The organism is Cryobacterium sp. PAMC25264 (genome assembly GCF_019443325.1).
Taxonomy (GTDB): Bacteria; Actinomycetota; Actinomycetes; order Actinomycetales; family Microbacteriaceae; genus Cryobacterium.
Window position 1 is genome coordinate 1,471,049 of sequence record NZ_CP080383.1, and the last position, 15,321, is coordinate 1,486,369.

The following is a 15,321-nucleotide window of genomic DNA, read 5'->3' on the forward strand; positions in this document are numbered from 1 at the left end:
GGCGTATCCGGCTCCACACGGGTGTCCTGCGGAGCCGCACGGCTCGGGGTCACTATTCTTAACCGTTGTGAGTTCTGACTATTCCGCCCGCCACCTCTCGGTCCTCGAAGGCCTCGACGCGGTGCGCAAACGCCCCGGCATGTACATCGGTTCCACCGACTCCCGCGGGCTCATGCACTGCCTCTGGGAGATCATCGACAACTCCGTCGACGAGGCGCTGAGCGGGCATGGGTCGTCGATCGGCATTGTCCTGCACCCCGACGAGAGCGTCGAGGTCAGCGACACCGCCCGCGGTATCCCGGTGGACATCGAACCGAAGACCGGCTTGTCCGGTGTGGAGGTGGTGTTCACCAAGCTCCACGCCGGCGGGAAGTTCGGCAGCGGCTCCTACGCCGCGTCGGGCGGTCTGCACGGCGTCGGCGCCTCGGTCGTGAACGCGCTGTCCGAACGTCTCGACGTTGAGGTCGACCGGGACGGCAAGACCTGGGCGATGTCCTTCCACCGCGGCGAGCCGGGGGTCTTCGCCGACACGGGTGAGAAGAGCCCGGATGCGCCGTTCACCCGTTCGAGAAGACCAGTGAATTGCGCGTGGTGGGCAAGGTCAAGAAGGGTGTGACGGGCACCCGCATCCGCTACTGGGCCGACCGGCAGATCTTCACCAAGGGCGCATCCTTCCAGACCGACGACCTGATGGGCCGGGCCCGCCAGACCGCCTTCCTGATCCCCGGGCTCACGATCAACATCGACGACCGGCGGGGAGAGACGCCCCTGGCGGAATCCTTCACCTTCGCCGGCGGCATCTCCGAGTTCGTCGACCACCTCGCCGTCGACACCCCGATCACCGACACCTGGCGGCTCACCGGCGCCGGAAGCTTCACCGAGACCGTGCCTGTGCTCACCGATTCCGGAGCCATGATCCCGACCGAACTGGTCAGGGACTGCCAGGTCGACATCGCCCTGCGCTGGGGGACCGGCTACGACACCGTCGTCAAGAGCTTCGTCAACATCATCGCCACGCCCAAGGGCGGGACCCACCAGGCAGGGTTCGATGCCGGGCTGCTCAAGTTCCTGCGGGCGCAGGTGGAACAGAACGCCCGCCGGCTCAAGGTGGGCAGCGACAAGCTCGAGAAGGACGACATCATGGCCGGCCTTACGGCCGTACTCACGGTGCGGCTGCCCGAACCGCAGTTCGAGGGGCAGACCAAGGAGGTCCTCGGGACCCCCGCCGTTCGCGCGATCGTGGCCGCCGTGATCCAGAAGACCATGACCGAGCGCTTCACCTCGGCCAAGCGCGACGACAAGACGCAGTCCGCCGTGGTGCTCGACAAGATCGTCGCCGAGATGAAGTCCCGCATCTCCGCCCGGGCGCACAAGGAGACCCAGCGGCGGAAGAACGCCCTGGAGAGCTCGTCGTTGCCGGCGAAGCTCGTGGACTGCCGCAGCAACGACGTGGCGCTCAGCGAACTGTTCATCGTCGAGGGCGACTCCGCCCTGGGCACGGCCAAGCTGGCCAGGGACAGCGAACACCAGGCGCTGCTGCCGATCCGGGGCAAGATCCTCAACGTGCAGAAGGCGTCGGTCTCCGACATGCTCTCCAACCTCGAGTGCGCCTCCATCATCCAGGTCATCGGTGCGGGCTCAGGACGCAGCTTCGACCTCTCCGCCGCGCGCTACGGCAAGGTCATCATCATGAGCGACGCCGACGTCGACGGCGCGCACATCCGCACCCTGCTGCTCACCCTGTTCTTCCGGTACATGCGACCCATGATCGAGGCCGGCCGGATCTTCGCCGCGGTGCCTCCACTTCACCGGGTGATCGTGATGAACCCGGGCAGCAAGCCCAACGAAACCATCTACACCTACTCGGAGCCTGAACTGCAGGGCGTGCTCGCCGCGCTCAAGAAGAGCGGCAAGCGTTACCAGGACCCGATCCAGCGCTACAAGGGCCTGGGCGAGATGGACGCCGACCAGCTGGCCACCACGACCATGGAACGCTCGCACCGCACGCTGCGCCGGGTGAAGGTGGCCGACGCCGAGATGGCGGGCAAGGTCTTCGAACTGCTCATGGGCAACGACGTCGCCCCGCGCAAGGAGTTCATCGTGGACAGCGCAGACAAGCTCAGCCGCGACCGCATCGACGTCTGACCCCTCTCCGCCCTCGCGAACCGTGAGAAAAGCCCCGGAATCTCGACGATTCCGGGGCTTTTCTCACAGGTCGCGGGTAATGCGGGCTAGCTGGCGGTGAACGCCGTGCTCGGCAGGTCACGTTCGCCGTCGAGGATGGCGCGCACGATGCGCGCGCAGACGGCGACGGGGTCCAGGCCCCGGGGGAGTACCGGTGCCGTGCCGTCGATGGGATGCGTGGACAGGGCGGTGTCGGTGTGCCCGGGCCTCGCGTCCAGGATCCGGATGCCCGAGCGGCGCAACTCCCGTCCGGCCGCGGTGCCGAAGGCCGCCAGTGCCGCCTTCGATGCGGAGTAGGCGGCGAGGTTGGCCGTGGGGCTCTCGCTCACGACCCCGCTGAGTGTGACGAAGGTGGGGGAGCGCCCCGCCGCCGCCGAGGCACTGAGCGCCGCGTGGGCGGCCTGGAGAAGCAGCATGGGCCCGACGGCGTTCACGGCGAAGAGCCGCTCGACCGTTTCCGGGACCAGCTCGGCGGCCGGGCCGAAGGCCACGACGCCGGCCGCGACGACAATCCCGTCGAGCTGGCCGGTGACGGTGACGGCCACCTGCACCAGGCGACGGATCGAGGCCGGGTCGGTCAGGTCGGCCGCGACGACGGCGCCGTGGAGTCCGAGCGCGGCGATCTGGGCCGGGTCCCGGGCGCTGAGCACCAGGGTCGCCCCGGCCTCGGAGAGTTGGCGGGCGATTTCCCGCCCCAGTCCGCCCGTTGCGCCGACAACCAGGATGGTGGAACCGCTCAGATCAGCCATGCCCCACCCTACTGCGGGAGGCTCCGGCTGTACCCAGGCGGGGCCGACGGAGACGCCGGTCAGCCGATGCCGGCGCCGATCGACCCGACCACGGCGTCCAGCATGACGCCGGAGGCATCCCGTCGCGCACCGGTCTCCGGCAAGGTGCGGGGCGATCCCTCGATACCGAGCGCTCGGGCCGGCGCCCCACCCACCCAGGCCAGGCTGATGAGGTCCTCGCCCTTGAGGAAGCGGTGGGAGCGCACGCCTCCCGTAGCCCGGCCCTTGGCCGGGTACTCGGAGAACGCTGAGACCTTCGCGCTGCCCGGATCGGTGCCGGGCAGGGTCAGGCTGCTCGAGGCGATGGTGGCGACAACAGCGGTGTCGGCGGCGTCGGCCGCCAGGCTGGTGAAGAACACGACGGTGACTCCGGTGGCGAGTTTGATGCCCGCCATTCCGCCGGCCGTCCGTCCTTGCGGCCGCACTGTCGCGGCCGGGAAACGCAGCAGCTGGGCGTCGGAGGCGACGAACACCAGTTCGTCCTCCTCGGTGCCCTGCACGGCTCCGACAACCTCGTCGCCCGGCTTGAGCGCGATGATCTCAAAATCGGGCTTGTTCGCCCAGTCGTTCGCGGTGAGTCGTTTGACCACGCCCAACCGGGTGCCGATGGCGATGCACCGGTCGCCCGTCAGTGCCACGAGTGCAAGCACATGCTCGCCACCGCCGGCCAGCGACAGGTAGTCCCGCACGCGCACTCCGGCCGCCAGCTGGATCGAAGTGGGCGGCACCACGGGGAGGTCGACGGGGGAGAACCGGATGAGCCGGCCGCGGTTGGTCACGGCGCCGATCTCGGTGCGGCTGGTGGTGTCCAGCGCCGACAGCACGGCATCGTGCTTGCTGCGGCGGTGCGCGGGGGTGATGCGTTCGGCCTGCTCGTCGTCCGACTGCGGGAGGTCGACCCTCGCGATGCGGCCCGTGGTGCTCAGGTACACCCGGGTGGGGGTGTCGGTCACCTCCAGCACGGCCGCGCGCTTGGCGGAGGCGCCGGCGATGCTCGGCCGCGCCTCGGTGAGCAGGGTGCGGCGCGGCGTGCCGAACCGGTCCGACACGGCGGCGAGCTCGGTGGACACGAGGTTGCGGATGGCCTGCTTGCTGCCCAGCAGGGTCTCCAGCTCGCGGATCTCGGCGAGCAGCTGGTCGCGCTCGGACTCGAGCTCGATGCGGGAGAACCGGGTCAGGCGGCGCAGCCGCAGTTCGAGGATGTACTCGGCCTGGACCTGGCTGAGGTCGAACACGTCGATGAGCCGTGTGCGGGCCTGGTCGGTGTCGTCGCTGGCGCGGATGACCTGGATGACCTCGTCGATGTCGAGGATCGCAATGAGCAGTCCCTCCACCAGGTGCAGGCGCTCGCGCCGGCGCGCGAGCCGGTAGGCGGAGCGCCGGGTGACGACCTCGATGCGGTGGTCCACGTAGACCTGCAGCAGTTCCACCAGGCCGAGGGTCTGCGGGCCGCCGTTGACCAGGGCAACGGCGTTGATGTTGAACGAGTCCTCGAGCGGGGTATACCGGTAGAGCTGCTCCAGCACTGCCTCGGGGCTGAAGCCGGTCTTGATGCCGATCACCAGGCGCAGGCCCTTGGTGCGGTCCGTCAGGTCGGTGACGTCGGAGATTCCGCTGAGCTTCTTGGAGGTGACGCCGTCCTTGATCTTCTCGATCACCCGTTCGGGGCCGACGAGGTAGGGCAGCTCGGTGACGACCAGCCCGGCCTTGCGGGCCGTGATCGCCTCGACCGACACCTTGGCGCGGGTCTTGAAGCTGCCGCGACCGGTGAGGTAGGCGTCCTTGATCCCGGCCAGGCCCACGATGGTGCCTCCGGTGGGCAGGTCGGGGCCCGGCACGAACTCCATCAACTCGTCCAGGGTGGCACGAGGGTGGGCGAGCAGGTGCCGGGCCGCACCGATGACCTCGACCAGGTTGTGCGGCGCCATGTTGGTCGCCATGCCCACGGCGATGCCGCTGGCGCCGTTCACGAGGAGGTTGGGGTACGCGGCCGGCAGCACGTCGGGCTGGGTGAGCTGGTTGTCGTAGTTGGGCACGAAGTCCACGACGTCCTCGTCGAGGTGCTCCGTCATCGACAGCGCCGGCGCGGCCAGACGCGCTTCCGTGTACCGCGGTGCGGCCGGGCCGTCGTCGAGGGAGCCGAAGTTGCCGTGGCCGTCGATGAGCGGAACCCGCAGGGTGAACGCCTGGGCCATACGTACCATGGCGTCGTAGATGGCGGTGTCGCCGTGCGGGTGCAGCTTGCCCATCACCTCACCGACGACGCGAGCCGACTTGACGTGGCCGCGGTCGGGGCGCAGGCCCATCTCGCTCATCTGGTACAGGATGCGGCGTTGCACAGGCTTCAGGCCGTCCCTGGCGTCGGGGAGGGCCCGCGAGTAGATCACCGAGTAGGCGTACTCCAGGAAGGAGCCCTGCATCTCCGTCGACACGTCGACGTCTTCGATGCGCTCGGTGGACGCGGTGGGCACGGTGTTGTCTGAGCGGCTCATTCGTAGATTCTGCTGGGTGGGGCACACCGGCAGGACCGGCTGCGCCAGGCTGATACGCACGGACGTGCGCGAAGAATACGTGCGGCCTGGTCTATGTCAGACTGGGCCAGATGTCCCCTATGCTACCGGTCCGGCCTTTCAGCGCCGTTCGCCTTGCCGATGTGCTGACAAGTTCGCTGGCATCGCTGCAGAACGCCCCGAACCCGCTGGGCCTGCCACCGGCGGCCCGCGCCGTCGTGGTCCTGGCCGACGGACTCGGGGTCGCCAACCTCCGAGCACGGGCGGGGCATGCCCGCTTCCTGACGGCGCATCTGGCCAAGGCCGACGCCGTGGACGGCGTCTTCCCGGCCACGACGGCAGCGGGGATCGCCTCGTTGACCACCGGGCTGGCCCCCGGCGCGCACGGGCTGGTGGGGTACCGGGTCCTCGACTCCGCGAACGACCGGGTCGTCAACCAGCTCACCGGGTGGGACGACCGGATGGAGCCGCTCAGCTGGCAGCCGCAGCCCACGGTCTTCGACGCGGCCGGCGCGGCCGGCATCCCGAGTTTCGCGGTCGGACCGAAACGGTTCGCCGATTCCGGCTTCAGCCAGGCTGTGCTCCGCGGTGCACGGTATGTCCCGGCCGAGTCCATAGCGGCAAGGTTCGGGGCCGCCCGCGAGATTCTCGACGCCGAGTCCCGTGCGCTCATCTACCTGTACGTTCCGGAGCTCGACATCGCGGCCCACGCGCACGGCTGGGAGTCCGGTCGGTGGCTGACCCAGTTGGAGAGCCTCGATGCCGAGATGGCCCGGGCGGCGGCGGGCCTGGGCGCCGACGAAGGGCTCATCCTCACGGCGGATCACGGCGTCGTGGACGTCCCCGCTGCCAAGCAGGTGCTCTTCGATACGGTGCCAGAACTCGTCGCCGGCGTGCGTCACATCGGCGGCGACCCACGGTGCCTGCACCTGTACACCGAGCCGGGCGTGAACGCCGATTCTCTGGCCGAGGCCTGGCGGTCGGTCGAGGGGGAGAGGGCCTGGGTGTTCACCCGGGCGGAAGCCAGGGATGCCGGCCTCTTCGGATCGGTGCGGCCCGACGCCGCCAGCCGGATCGGCGATGTCATCGTGGCCGCCCGCAAGCTCATCGCCTACTACGACTCCCGGGAACCGAATCAGTCGGCCCGGAACATGGTCGGTCAGCACGGTTCGCTCACCGATGAGGAACTCCGGGTGCCGGTGATCCGCCTGGGCGCCTACCGGCGCTGACCGGCATAAACGACGAAACCCCTCACACGCTTGGCGTGGAGGGGCGCGGTCGTACGAGAACGACTCGTGAGAATCAGGCGGGGTACTGGCCGCGCTTGACCTGGGGCTTGGGCAGACGCATGACCCGCAGCTGCAGGGCGCGCATGGCCGCGTACCAGCGCACGCGCTCGGCCCGGTCGGCGCCGAACTTGGCCTCGATCTTCTTGGTCAGGATGAAGCCCAGGACGATGCAGTCCACGATCGCGACGAGGAAGAACGCCCACAGGGCGAGGATGCCGTAGGTCTGCACCGAGGGGTCGGGGAAGAACGTGAGCAGGATGACCAGGAACATGACCGGGATCATGAACTCGCCCACGTTGAACCTGGCGTCGATGTAGTCGCGCGAGAAGCGCTTCTGCGGACCGCGTTCACGCAGCGGAAGGTACTTGTCTTCACCGGCGGCCATGCCGAGCCTGGCCCGTTCACGGGCCTCACCGGACTTGGCCCTGGCCTGCTTCGCGGCGAGCTTGCGGTCGTCCGGTACCAGCGGCCGCTTGTTGGCGGCTTCCTGGACACGGCGACTCGGGGTCGGCTGGCCCTTGCCCGTCGGCGTGCCAGCGAGGCGAGCCTTCGTCTGGTCGACGGTCTCGATCGACGGTTCTGCGTCGGGGTTTACAGGTTGCTTAGCCACATCAATTCCTTGCAGTCAGGTTGCCTTAAGATTACTCGCATGACGGATACCGTGGAGACAGCAGCAGGAATCACTCAGCCGGACGCCCAGGGGACGCTCGATTCCGGATTGCGCAACGCGGTCGAGCAGGAGCTCCCGCGCACGCTCGCCGACCTGTGTGCGCTTGTTCGCATCCCGTCGGTGTCGTGGGCCGCCTTCGATCGAGAACACGTGCGCACCAGCGCCGAAGCCGTCGCCGTGCTGGTGCGCGAGATCGGGGTTTTCGACTCCGTGACCGTGACGCAGGCGGGGATTGACGGGTCGGACGAATTGGGCCAGCCCGCCATTCTCGCCACCCGGGCGGCCAGGAACGGGCGGCCGACTGTGCTGCTCTACGCCCACCACGACGTGCAGCCTCCCGGGCAGGACGAGCACTGGGAATCGCCGCCGTTCGAGCCGACAGTTCGCGGTGACCGGCTGTACGGGCGCGGTGCTGCGGACGACAAGGCCGGGGTGATGGCCCACATCGCCGCCCTGCGCGGCCTCGTCGCCGTGACCGGAGGCGACATCGACCTGGGCCTGGCCCTCTTCATCGAGGGAGAGGAGGAGTTCGGCAGTCGTTCCTTCGCCACATTCCTCAGCGAGAACAAGGACGCCCTGCGCGCCGACGCCATCGTCGTTGCCGATTCCAATAACTGGGATGTCGACACTCCCGCCATCACCATCGGGCTCCGTGGCAACGTCACCTTCCGCCTCACCGTGAGCACGCTGGCGCACGCCTCGCATTCGGGAATGTTCGGCGGCGCCGTCCCGACGCCATGATGGCAACCATTCGGCTGCTCGGCACCCTGTACGCGGAGGACGGATCCGTCGCTGTCGCCGGACTCACCAGCCACGACGCGCCCACCCCGCCGTACGCCGAGGACGCCCTGCGGGAGGAGACGGGCCTCCTGCCCGGGGTGTCGCCCATCGGGCACGGCTCGATCCTCAGCCGCATCTGGTCCCAGCCGGCCCTCACGGTCACCGGCATCGACGCGCCCACCGTCGCCAACGCCTCAAACACCCTGACGCCGTCGGTCAGCGTGCAGATCAGCGTGCGCATCGCTCCCGGACAGTCGGCCGCCGAGGCCGCCGGACTGATCGAGGCGCATCTGCGTGACCACGCGCCCTTCGGTGCCCACATCGACATCGACGACCTCGACACCGGGGAGCCGTTCCTGGTTGACACCGATGGGTGGGCCGTGGCCGAAACGCGCCTGGCCATGACAGCGGCCTGGGGTGTGGAGCCAGTGGATATCGGTGTCGGCGGTTCGATTCCGTTCATCGCCGACCTGGTGCGGGAGTTCCCCGAGGCGCAGATTCTCGTCACCGGCGTCGAGGACCCGGATTCCCGGGCGCACAGCCCGAACGAGTCCCTGCACCTGGGGGTGTTCAAACGGGCGATCCTGAGCGAAGCCTTCCTGCTCGGCCGCCTCAACGGGCGCACGGGTTCCACCGACTGAATCCCGGCGCTGCCCGTCCAGCCGATTCCGGGCAACGGCAGGTAGGATGAACAGCATTCGCCGTGCGGATCCCCCCGTCATCGAGGGAGGCCGCCGGATGCGAAAACCGGATAATACCGAGGAGAACCATGACCGACACGATCGAAACCCGCACCGAAGCCCACGGGGTCGGCCTCACGGATGTCGCTGCCCAGAAGGTACGCAGCCTGCTCACCCAGGAGGGTCGCGAAGACCTGCGCCTGCGGGTGGCCGTGCAGCCCGGCGGATGCTCCGGCCTGATCTACCAGCTCTACTTCGACGAGCGCACCCTCGAGGGTGACGCGGTCAGAGACTATGACGGTGTCGAGGTCGTCGTGGACAAGATGAGCGTCCCCTACCTGGTGGGCGCCTCGATCGACTTCGAGGACACCATCCAGAAGCAGGGCTTCACCATCGACAACCCGAACGCCGGCGGTAGCTGCGCCTGCGGGGATTCGTTCCACTAAGAGGCGACGCGCCAAGCCGAACACACAGGGAGACCATCCATCGGATGGTCTCCCTGTGGCCTATCAGGTGGACTCGCCGCTGTGCCGATCAACCCCCTATTGGGGACCGGAATGGGCGCGGGAACAGGCCCTTCGACCCTTCCGCTCGGTACCCAATCGTAAGGAAAACTTCGGCTCACAGGCCCCGGTTGCACTCCGCGGCAATCGACCCGGAGTAGGCTAGAGATGATAAATGCACTTCCTGTGTAGTGCCCTCACGTCTCCCGAAAGGTCACCGGTGCTCAGAAACCGCCGTCTCCGATGGGCCGCCATTCCGGTCGCAGCAACGCTCGCTCTTGTTCTCGCCGGATGCAGTCAGGCCGAACTCAACGGGTACCTGCCCGGCTTCGTCGAGGGTGAGGCGCCGGTAACCAATAACACCGAGCGCGTCTCCGGTCTGTGGACCACCTCGTGGATCGTCCTGCTCATCGTGGGCCTGATCACGTGGGGCCTGACCATTTGGGCCGTCGTCGTGTACCGCCGTCGCAAGGGTCAGACCGGCCTGCCGGTGCAGCTGCGCTACAACATGCCGATCGAGATCTTCTACACGATCGTGCCGCTCATCCTGGTGCTGGGCTTCTTCGCCTTCACCGCCCGTGACCAGAACGCCATCGAGGCTCGTTTCGACGAGCCCGACGTGAAGATCGAGGTCATCGGCAAGCAGTGGGCCTGGGACTTCAACTACGTCACCGACGATGTCTTCACGCAGGGTATCCAGGGGCAGCCAGACCTCGAAGGCGAGAAGGGTGCTCTCGTGGAATCCGAGCTGCCGACCCTCGTCCTCCCGGTGGGCAAGAAGATCGAGATCGCCCTCGAAGCCCGCGACGTCATCCACTCCTTCTGGGTCATCGACTTCCTCTACAAGAAGGACATGATCCCCGGAAAGACCAACTACATGTCGGTCATCCCCGAACGCATCGGCACCTACGCCGGCAAGTGCGCGGAGCTCTGCGGGGAGTACCACTCCCTGATGCTCTTCAACGTCGATGTGGTCTCCGAGGCCGACTACGAAGCGTATGTCGACTCACTGCGGGCGGCCGGCAATGACGGCCAGGTCTCCAACGAGTACGACCGCAACTCGAATCTCCCGGGCCCCGGGGCCCCGACGGCTGAGGAAGGCAACTAGACCATGAGCACAGCAACCGCTCCGGCCGGCGCACCCGTCGCCTCCCCGGCTCCTCGCCCCACCGGTGTTGACCGTAAGGGCAACATCGTCGTCCGGTGGATCACCTCCACCGACCACAAGGTCATCGGGTACATGTACCTGATCACCTCGTTCATCTACTTCTGCCTGGGCGGGGTGATGGCTCTCGTCATGCGCGCCCAGCTGTTCGAGCCCGGCCTGCAGATCGTGCAGACGAAGGAACAGTACAACCAGCTCTTCACCATGCACGGCACGATCATGCTGCTGATGTTCGCGACGCCGTTGTTCTTCGGCTTCGCCAACGCGCTCATGCCCCTCCAGATCGGGGCCCCGGACGTCGCGTTCCCGCGGCTGAACGCGTTTTCGTTCTGGCTGTTCTTCTTCGGCAGCCTGATCGCCGTCGGCGGCTTCCTCACTCCCCAGGGTGCGGCCTCGTTCGGCTGGTTCGCGTATCAACCGCTGGCCTCGACCACGTTCTCGCCCGGAATCGGCGGCAACCTCTGGATGGTCGGTCTGGGCCTGTCCGGGTTCGGCACCATCCTCGGTGGTGTGAACTTCATCACCACGATCATCACCATGCGTGCCCCCGGTATGACCATGTTCCGGATGCCTATCTTCACCTGGAACACCCTCGTCACCTCACTGCTGATCCTGATGGCGTTCCCGGTCCTCGCTGCGGCCATGCTCGCCGCCGCCAGTGACCGGATCTTCCTCTCGCACATCTACGACCCGGCCAACGGTGGAGCCATCCTCTGGCAGCACCTGTTCTGGTTCTTCGGTCACCCCGAGGTATACATCATCGCGCTGCCGTTCTTCGGTATCGTCAGCGAGGTCTTCCCGGTCTTCAGCCGCAAGCCCATTTTCGGCTACAAGACGCTGATCTACGCAACCATCTCGATCGCCGCGCTGTCCGTCACGGTCTGGGCGCACCACATGTACGTCACCGGATCGGTGCTGCTGCCGTTCTTCTCGCTGATGACCATGCTCATCGCGGTTCCCACCGGCGTGAAGATCTTCAACTGGATCGGCACCATGTGGCGGGGCTCGATCACCTTCGAGACCCCCATGCTCTGGGCCATCGGGTTCCTCATCACCTTCACCTTCGGCGGGCTCACCGGTGTGATCCTCGCATCGCCGCCGCTGGACTTCCACGTCTCCGACACGTACTTCGTCGTCGCGCACTTCCACTACGTCGTTTTCGGAACCGTCGTGTTCGCCATGTTCAGTGGTTTCTACTTCTGGTGGCCCAAGTGGACCGGCAAGATGCTGAACGAGCGCCTGGGCAAGTGGCACTTCTGGCTCCTGTTCATCGGTTTCCACACCACCTTCCTCGTGCAGCACTGGCTCGGTGTGGTGGGTATGCCCCGCCGGTACGCCTCGTACCTTCCCGAAGACGGATTCACCTGGATGAACCAGGTGTCCACGGTGGGTTCGATGATCCTGGCCGTGTCGATGATCCCGTTCTTCCTAAACGTATACATCACCGCCCGCACGGCTCCGAAGGTCACCGTCAACGACCCGTGGGGCTTCGGCGCCTCGCTGGAATGGGCGACATCGTGCCCGCCGCCGCGGCACAACTTCACGTCGATCCCGCGGATCCGCTCCGAGCGTCCTGCCTTCGACCTGAACCACCCCGAGGCGGGCATGCCCGTCGGCATCGGCCCGGCGAAAGACGCCCCCGACGCCCCGACGTACGATGCCGCATCGGAAGAGGTCAAGTAGATGAATGCCAATATCAAGCTCTACTGGATTCTGGCGGTCTTCTTCGCACTCCTGACGGCCGTCTACATAGTCTGGAGCCTCGTCGATCCGCTGCACGGCCGCATTGAATGGGTCGGTACCTTCGGTATCGCCCTGAGCGGTGTGCTGGTGGCGTTCGTCGCTTTCTACCTGTCGCAGGTTCACAAGGCCCAGGGTGGAGAACTGCCTGAGGATACCCTGAGCGCGAACATCGACGACGGCGACCCCGAGCTGGGTTTCTTCAGCCCGTGGAGCTGGTGGCCCATCATGCTCGCCGCCTCGGCCGCACTGCTGTTCCTGGGTCTCGCCGTGGGCTTCTGGATCTGCTTCATCGCCATCGGGATCGGCGTGATCAGCCTGACCGGGTGGGTGTACGAGTACTACCGGGGGCTCTTCGCCCGCTAAACCGTCGCCCTGCGACAGAAGCGCCAGTGACCGTTCAGGTCCCTGGCGCTTTTGCGTGCACTGAGCCGAGCAGGTTCAGGCGGGTGAGCTCAAGTGCGGCGGAAGGCGAGCAACCGGAACGCCACGGTGACGTCGGTGGGAAACCCAACGGCCCCGTCCGCTGCCGCAGGATGGTGAGAAGACGGCCCCATGCCGAGAAGCGCGAGAACATCTGTCTGGGAGAGGCGCAGCACGGACCCGATGTCCTGGGTCGACTCCAGCGTGAACCGGCCGGACAGGCTTGCCACGAGGTCTTCGGTCTTGTTCTCGTGCAGGCCGAGGGCCAGGCCGGCCGTTCGGAGTTCCTGCAGGTGCGTTGGGTGAGGCACCACGACGGCAAGGAGGCCGTCGGGGGACAGGATGCGGTGGAATTCGGCAGGGTTGCGTGGAGCGAAGACGTTGATGAGCGCCTCGGCGGCCCCGTCGCGGATGGGCAACGGCGACCAGACATCCGCCACGAGACCCGCCACTGCCAGCGCAGGCGAGCCGGGCTTCCACGCTCGAGCGAGAGTCCCAGCCGAGCGCACGGTCCGCGCGACGGCGACGGGGGACAGGTCAACGGCCAAGGCCGACAGGGGCGGGGCGGTCGCGGCGTGAGAATCAGACCGCGCGAGCCCTGACTGTTCGAGGCGCGACCGTGCAAGGCCGGTGAGGATGCCACCAAGGTAGTACCCGGATCCACAGCCGATGTCCACCACTGTGCGGGGCGCCGCTGTCGTGACGAGAGCCGTCAAGGCATCGAGCAGGGGAGCATACCAACCCGCGGCCAGGAATCTCTCCCTGGCGTCCAGCATGGCAGCCGAGTCTCCGATGAGCTTCGTGTTCCCCCGGAGTAATGATGCGTATCCCCGACGGTTGAGGTCGAAGCGGTGGCCGGCGGGGCAGCCCAGGACTCTCTCGTCGTGCGGGACGAGGTCCTGGAAACAGTTCGGGCACCGAAGCCAATCAGACAGGGTCTGAAGCGGCTTCGGTGCCCGAGACTGCGAACCCGAGGAGCTAGTGGTGATCGCCGTGGCTCTCTTCGATTTCCTTCGTGCCCACCGGAGCGATCCGGTCTTCGAAGAACCATCGGGATAGACCCGCACGGACCTTCTGCACGCCAGAGATCTTGCCCTGGGCGTTCGGCTTCACCGTCAACGGCTTGTAGTCGTTGTAGCTCACCAGCTTCCAGCGCTCGTACTCGTCGACGGGCTGGTGCACCTCGATGTACTCGCCGCCGGGCAGGCGGACGATGCGCCCGGACTCGTAGCCGTGCAGCACGATCTCACGATCCTTCTTCTGCAGGGCCAGGCACACGCGCTTGGTGATGAAGTACGCGATGAACGGGCCGAGGATGACGACGGCCTGCAGGGTGTGGATCACGCCCTCCATCGTCAGCTTGAAGTGCGTGGCGATGATGTCCGACGACGCGGCGGCCCAGAGGCCCGCGTAGAAGGTGACACCGGCGGCGCCGATGGCCGTGCGGGTCGGAGCGTTGCGCGGGCGGTCCAGGATGTGGTGCTCGCGCTTGTCGCCCGTGACCCAGGCCTCGAGGAATGGGTAGAACAGCACCACGGCGATGAACAGGCCCAGGCCCACCAGGGGGATCAGGATGTTGAACGACCAGGTGTGTCCGAGGAAGACCCACTCGAGTCCCGGTGGGATCAGTCGGAGGGCACCGTCGGCGAAGCCAATGTACCAGTCCGGCTGGGTTCCGGCCGACACGGGGGACGGGTCGTAGGGACCGTAGTTCCAGATCGGGTTGATGGTGAAGAAGGAGGCCATCAGCATGACCACGCCGAAGACGATGAAGAAGAACCCACCGGCCTTCGCGGCGTAGACCGGAAGCACGGGGTAGCCGACGACGTTGTTGTTGGTGCGGCCGGCTCCGGGGTACTGCGTGTGCTTGTGCACGACCACGAAGAGCAGGTGCATGGCTATGAGCGCCACGATGATCGCCGGCAGCAGCAGGATGTGCAGCGAGTACAGGCGACCGACGATATCGGTACCGGGGAACTCGCCGCCGAAGAGGAGGAACGAGATCCAGGTGCCCACGACCGGGATGCCCTTGACCATGCCGTCGATGATGCGGAGACCGTTTCCGGAGAGCAGGTCGTCGGGGAGCGAGTAGCCGGTGAAGCCCTCCGCCATGGCGAGGATGAAGAGAATGAATCCGATCACCCAGTTGAGCTCGCGCGGTTTGCGGAAGGCCCCCGTGAAGTAAATGCGGAGCATGTGCAGACCGATGGAGGCCACGAACAGCAGGGCTGCCCAGTGGTGCACCTGGCGCATCAGAAGCCCGCCGCGAACATCGAACGAGATGTCGAGAGACGAGGCCATCGCGGCCGACATCTCCACGCCCTTCAGCGGGACGTAGGAACCGTCGTAGGCGACCTCGGCCATGGAGGCCTGGAAGAAGAACGTCAGGAACGATCCCGAGAGCAGGATGATGACGAAACTGTACAGCGCCACCTCGCCCAGCAGGAACGACCAGTGGTCGGGGAAGATCTTGCGACCCAGCTCCTTGACCGCGGTGGAGATGCTCGTGCGCTCGTCGATGTAGTTGGCCGCGGCGCCGGTGAAGCCGCCGGACTTCTTCGTCTCGGCGGGTTTCATGTCAGTTGCTGT

Annotated in this window: 10 protein-coding genes and 2 pseudogenes; 7 read left to right on the plus strand and 5 right to left on the minus strand. The window is 66.8% G+C overall.

The annotated features are described in order from the left end of the window. The first annotated feature begins 67 nt into the window (after positions 1 to 67). Positions 68 to 2,145, plus strand: a pseudogene (locus tag KY500_RS06740) (type IIA DNA topoisomerase subunit B). A gap of 86 nt (positions 2,146 to 2,231) precedes the next feature. Here KY500_RS06740 and KY500_RS06745 read toward each other — a convergent pair. Together KY500_RS06745 and KY500_RS06750 are read right to left on the minus strand one after the other, a co-directional pair. Further along, positions 2,232 to 2,933, minus strand: coding sequence for an SDR family oxidoreductase (locus tag KY500_RS06745; RefSeq protein ID WP_219902859.1), 702 nt, complete (start codon positions 2,931 to 2,933; stop codon positions 2,232 to 2,234). A 59-nt stretch (positions 2,934 to 2,992) separates the two neighbouring features. After that, positions 2,993 to 5,464, minus strand: a complete 2,472-nt coding sequence (locus KY500_RS06750; protein WP_255579855.1) for a DNA topoisomerase (ATP-hydrolyzing) subunit A — start codon at positions 5,462 to 5,464, stop codon at positions 2,993 to 2,995. A gap of 161 nt (positions 5,465 to 5,625) precedes the next feature. Between KY500_RS06750 and KY500_RS06755 the strand changes: the two genes are divergently transcribed. Continuing rightward, the gene (locus KY500_RS06755) at positions 5,626 to 6,711 is read left to right on the plus strand and encodes an alkaline phosphatase family protein (protein WP_370626901.1); all 1,086 of its coding nucleotides are present in this window, start codon (positions 5,626 to 5,628) and stop codon (positions 6,709 to 6,711) included. Positions 6,712 to 6,784: 73 nt separating this feature from the next. Here KY500_RS06755 and KY500_RS06760 read toward each other — a convergent pair whose 3' ends face one another. Further along, positions 6,785 to 7,381 carry a DUF3043 domain-containing protein gene (locus tag KY500_RS06760; protein WP_219902861.1) on the minus strand — a complete coding sequence of 199 codons (597 nt, stop codon included), beginning with the start codon at positions 7,379 to 7,381 and terminating at the stop codon, positions 6,785 to 6,787. 39 nt (positions 7,382 to 7,420) lie between these two features. Here KY500_RS06760 and KY500_RS06765 point away from each other — a divergent pair. The 5 genes and pseudogenes from KY500_RS06765 to KY500_RS06785 all read left to right on the plus strand — a co-directional run bounded on the left by KY500_RS06765 (position 7,421) and on the right by KY500_RS06785 (position 12,675). After that, a pseudogene (locus KY500_RS06765) lies at positions 7,421 to 8,862 on the plus strand (dipeptidase). A 128-nt stretch (positions 8,863 to 8,990) separates the two neighbouring features. Next, positions 8,991 to 9,347, plus strand: coding sequence for an iron-sulfur cluster insertion protein ErpA (erpA, locus tag KY500_RS06770; protein ID WP_219902862.1), 357 nt, complete (start codon positions 8,991 to 8,993; stop codon positions 9,345 to 9,347). Positions 9,348 to 9,624: 277 nt separating this feature from the next. After that, entirely contained in the window at positions 9,625 to 10,512 is an 888-nt protein-coding gene (gene coxB, locus KY500_RS06775) for a cytochrome c oxidase subunit II (RefSeq protein ID WP_219902863.1), read from the plus strand. Between the two features lie 3 nt (positions 10,513 to 10,515). Continuing rightward, on the plus strand, positions 10,516 to 12,252 hold the full coding sequence (ctaD, locus tag KY500_RS06780; RefSeq protein ID WP_219902864.1) for a cytochrome c oxidase subunit I: 1,737 nt from the start codon (positions 10,516 to 10,518) through the stop codon (positions 12,250 to 12,252). After that, positions 12,253 to 12,675 carry a cytochrome c oxidase subunit 4 gene (locus tag KY500_RS06785; RefSeq protein ID WP_219902865.1) on the plus strand — a complete coding sequence of 141 codons (423 nt, stop codon included), beginning with the start codon at positions 12,253 to 12,255 and terminating at the stop codon, positions 12,673 to 12,675. An 89-nt stretch (positions 12,676 to 12,764) separates the two neighbouring features. Here KY500_RS06785 and KY500_RS06790 read toward each other — a convergent pair whose 3' ends face one another. Both KY500_RS06790 and KY500_RS06795 read right to left on the minus strand, forming a co-directional pair. Next, complete coding sequence (locus KY500_RS06790) at positions 12,765 to 13,721, minus strand: putative RNA methyltransferase (RefSeq protein WP_370626927.1); 957 nt, start codon at positions 13,719 to 13,721, stop codon at positions 12,765 to 12,767. Further along, positions 13,711 to 15,309 carry a ubiquinol-cytochrome c reductase cytochrome b subunit gene (locus KY500_RS06795; RefSeq protein ID WP_219903329.1) on the minus strand — a complete coding sequence of 533 codons (1,599 nt, stop codon included), beginning with the start codon at positions 15,307 to 15,309 and terminating at the stop codon, positions 13,711 to 13,713. Before KY500_RS06795 ends, KY500_RS06790 begins: the two co-directional genes overlap by 11 nt. Between the last annotated feature and the right edge of the window lie 12 nt (positions 15,310 to 15,321).

What these genes read in the sequence shown, in the direction of transcription:
- KY500_RS06745 (WP_219902859.1), bottom strand. Translation starts at nt 2,933, where the DNA reads ATGGCTGATCTGAGCGGTTCCACCATCCTGGTTGTCGGCGCAACGGGC.
- KY500_RS06750 (WP_255579855.1), bottom strand. Translation starts at nt 5,464, where the DNA reads ATGAGCCGCTCAGACAACACCGTGCCCACCGCGTCCACCGAGCGCATC.
- erpA (WP_219902862.1), top strand. Translation starts at nt 8,991, where the DNA reads ATGACCGACACGATCGAAACCCGCACCGAAGCCCACGGGGTCGGCCTC.
- ctaD (WP_219902864.1), top strand. Translation starts at nt 10,516, where the DNA reads ATGAGCACAGCAACCGCTCCGGCCGGCGCACCCGTCGCCTCCCCGGCT.
- KY500_RS06785 (WP_219902865.1), top strand. Translation starts at nt 12,253, where the DNA reads ATGAATGCCAATATCAAGCTCTACTGGATTCTGGCGGTCTTCTTCGCA.
- KY500_RS06795 (WP_219903329.1), bottom strand. Translation starts at nt 15,309, where the DNA reads ATGAAACCCGCCGAGACGAAGAAGTCCGGCGGCTTCACCGGCGCCGCG.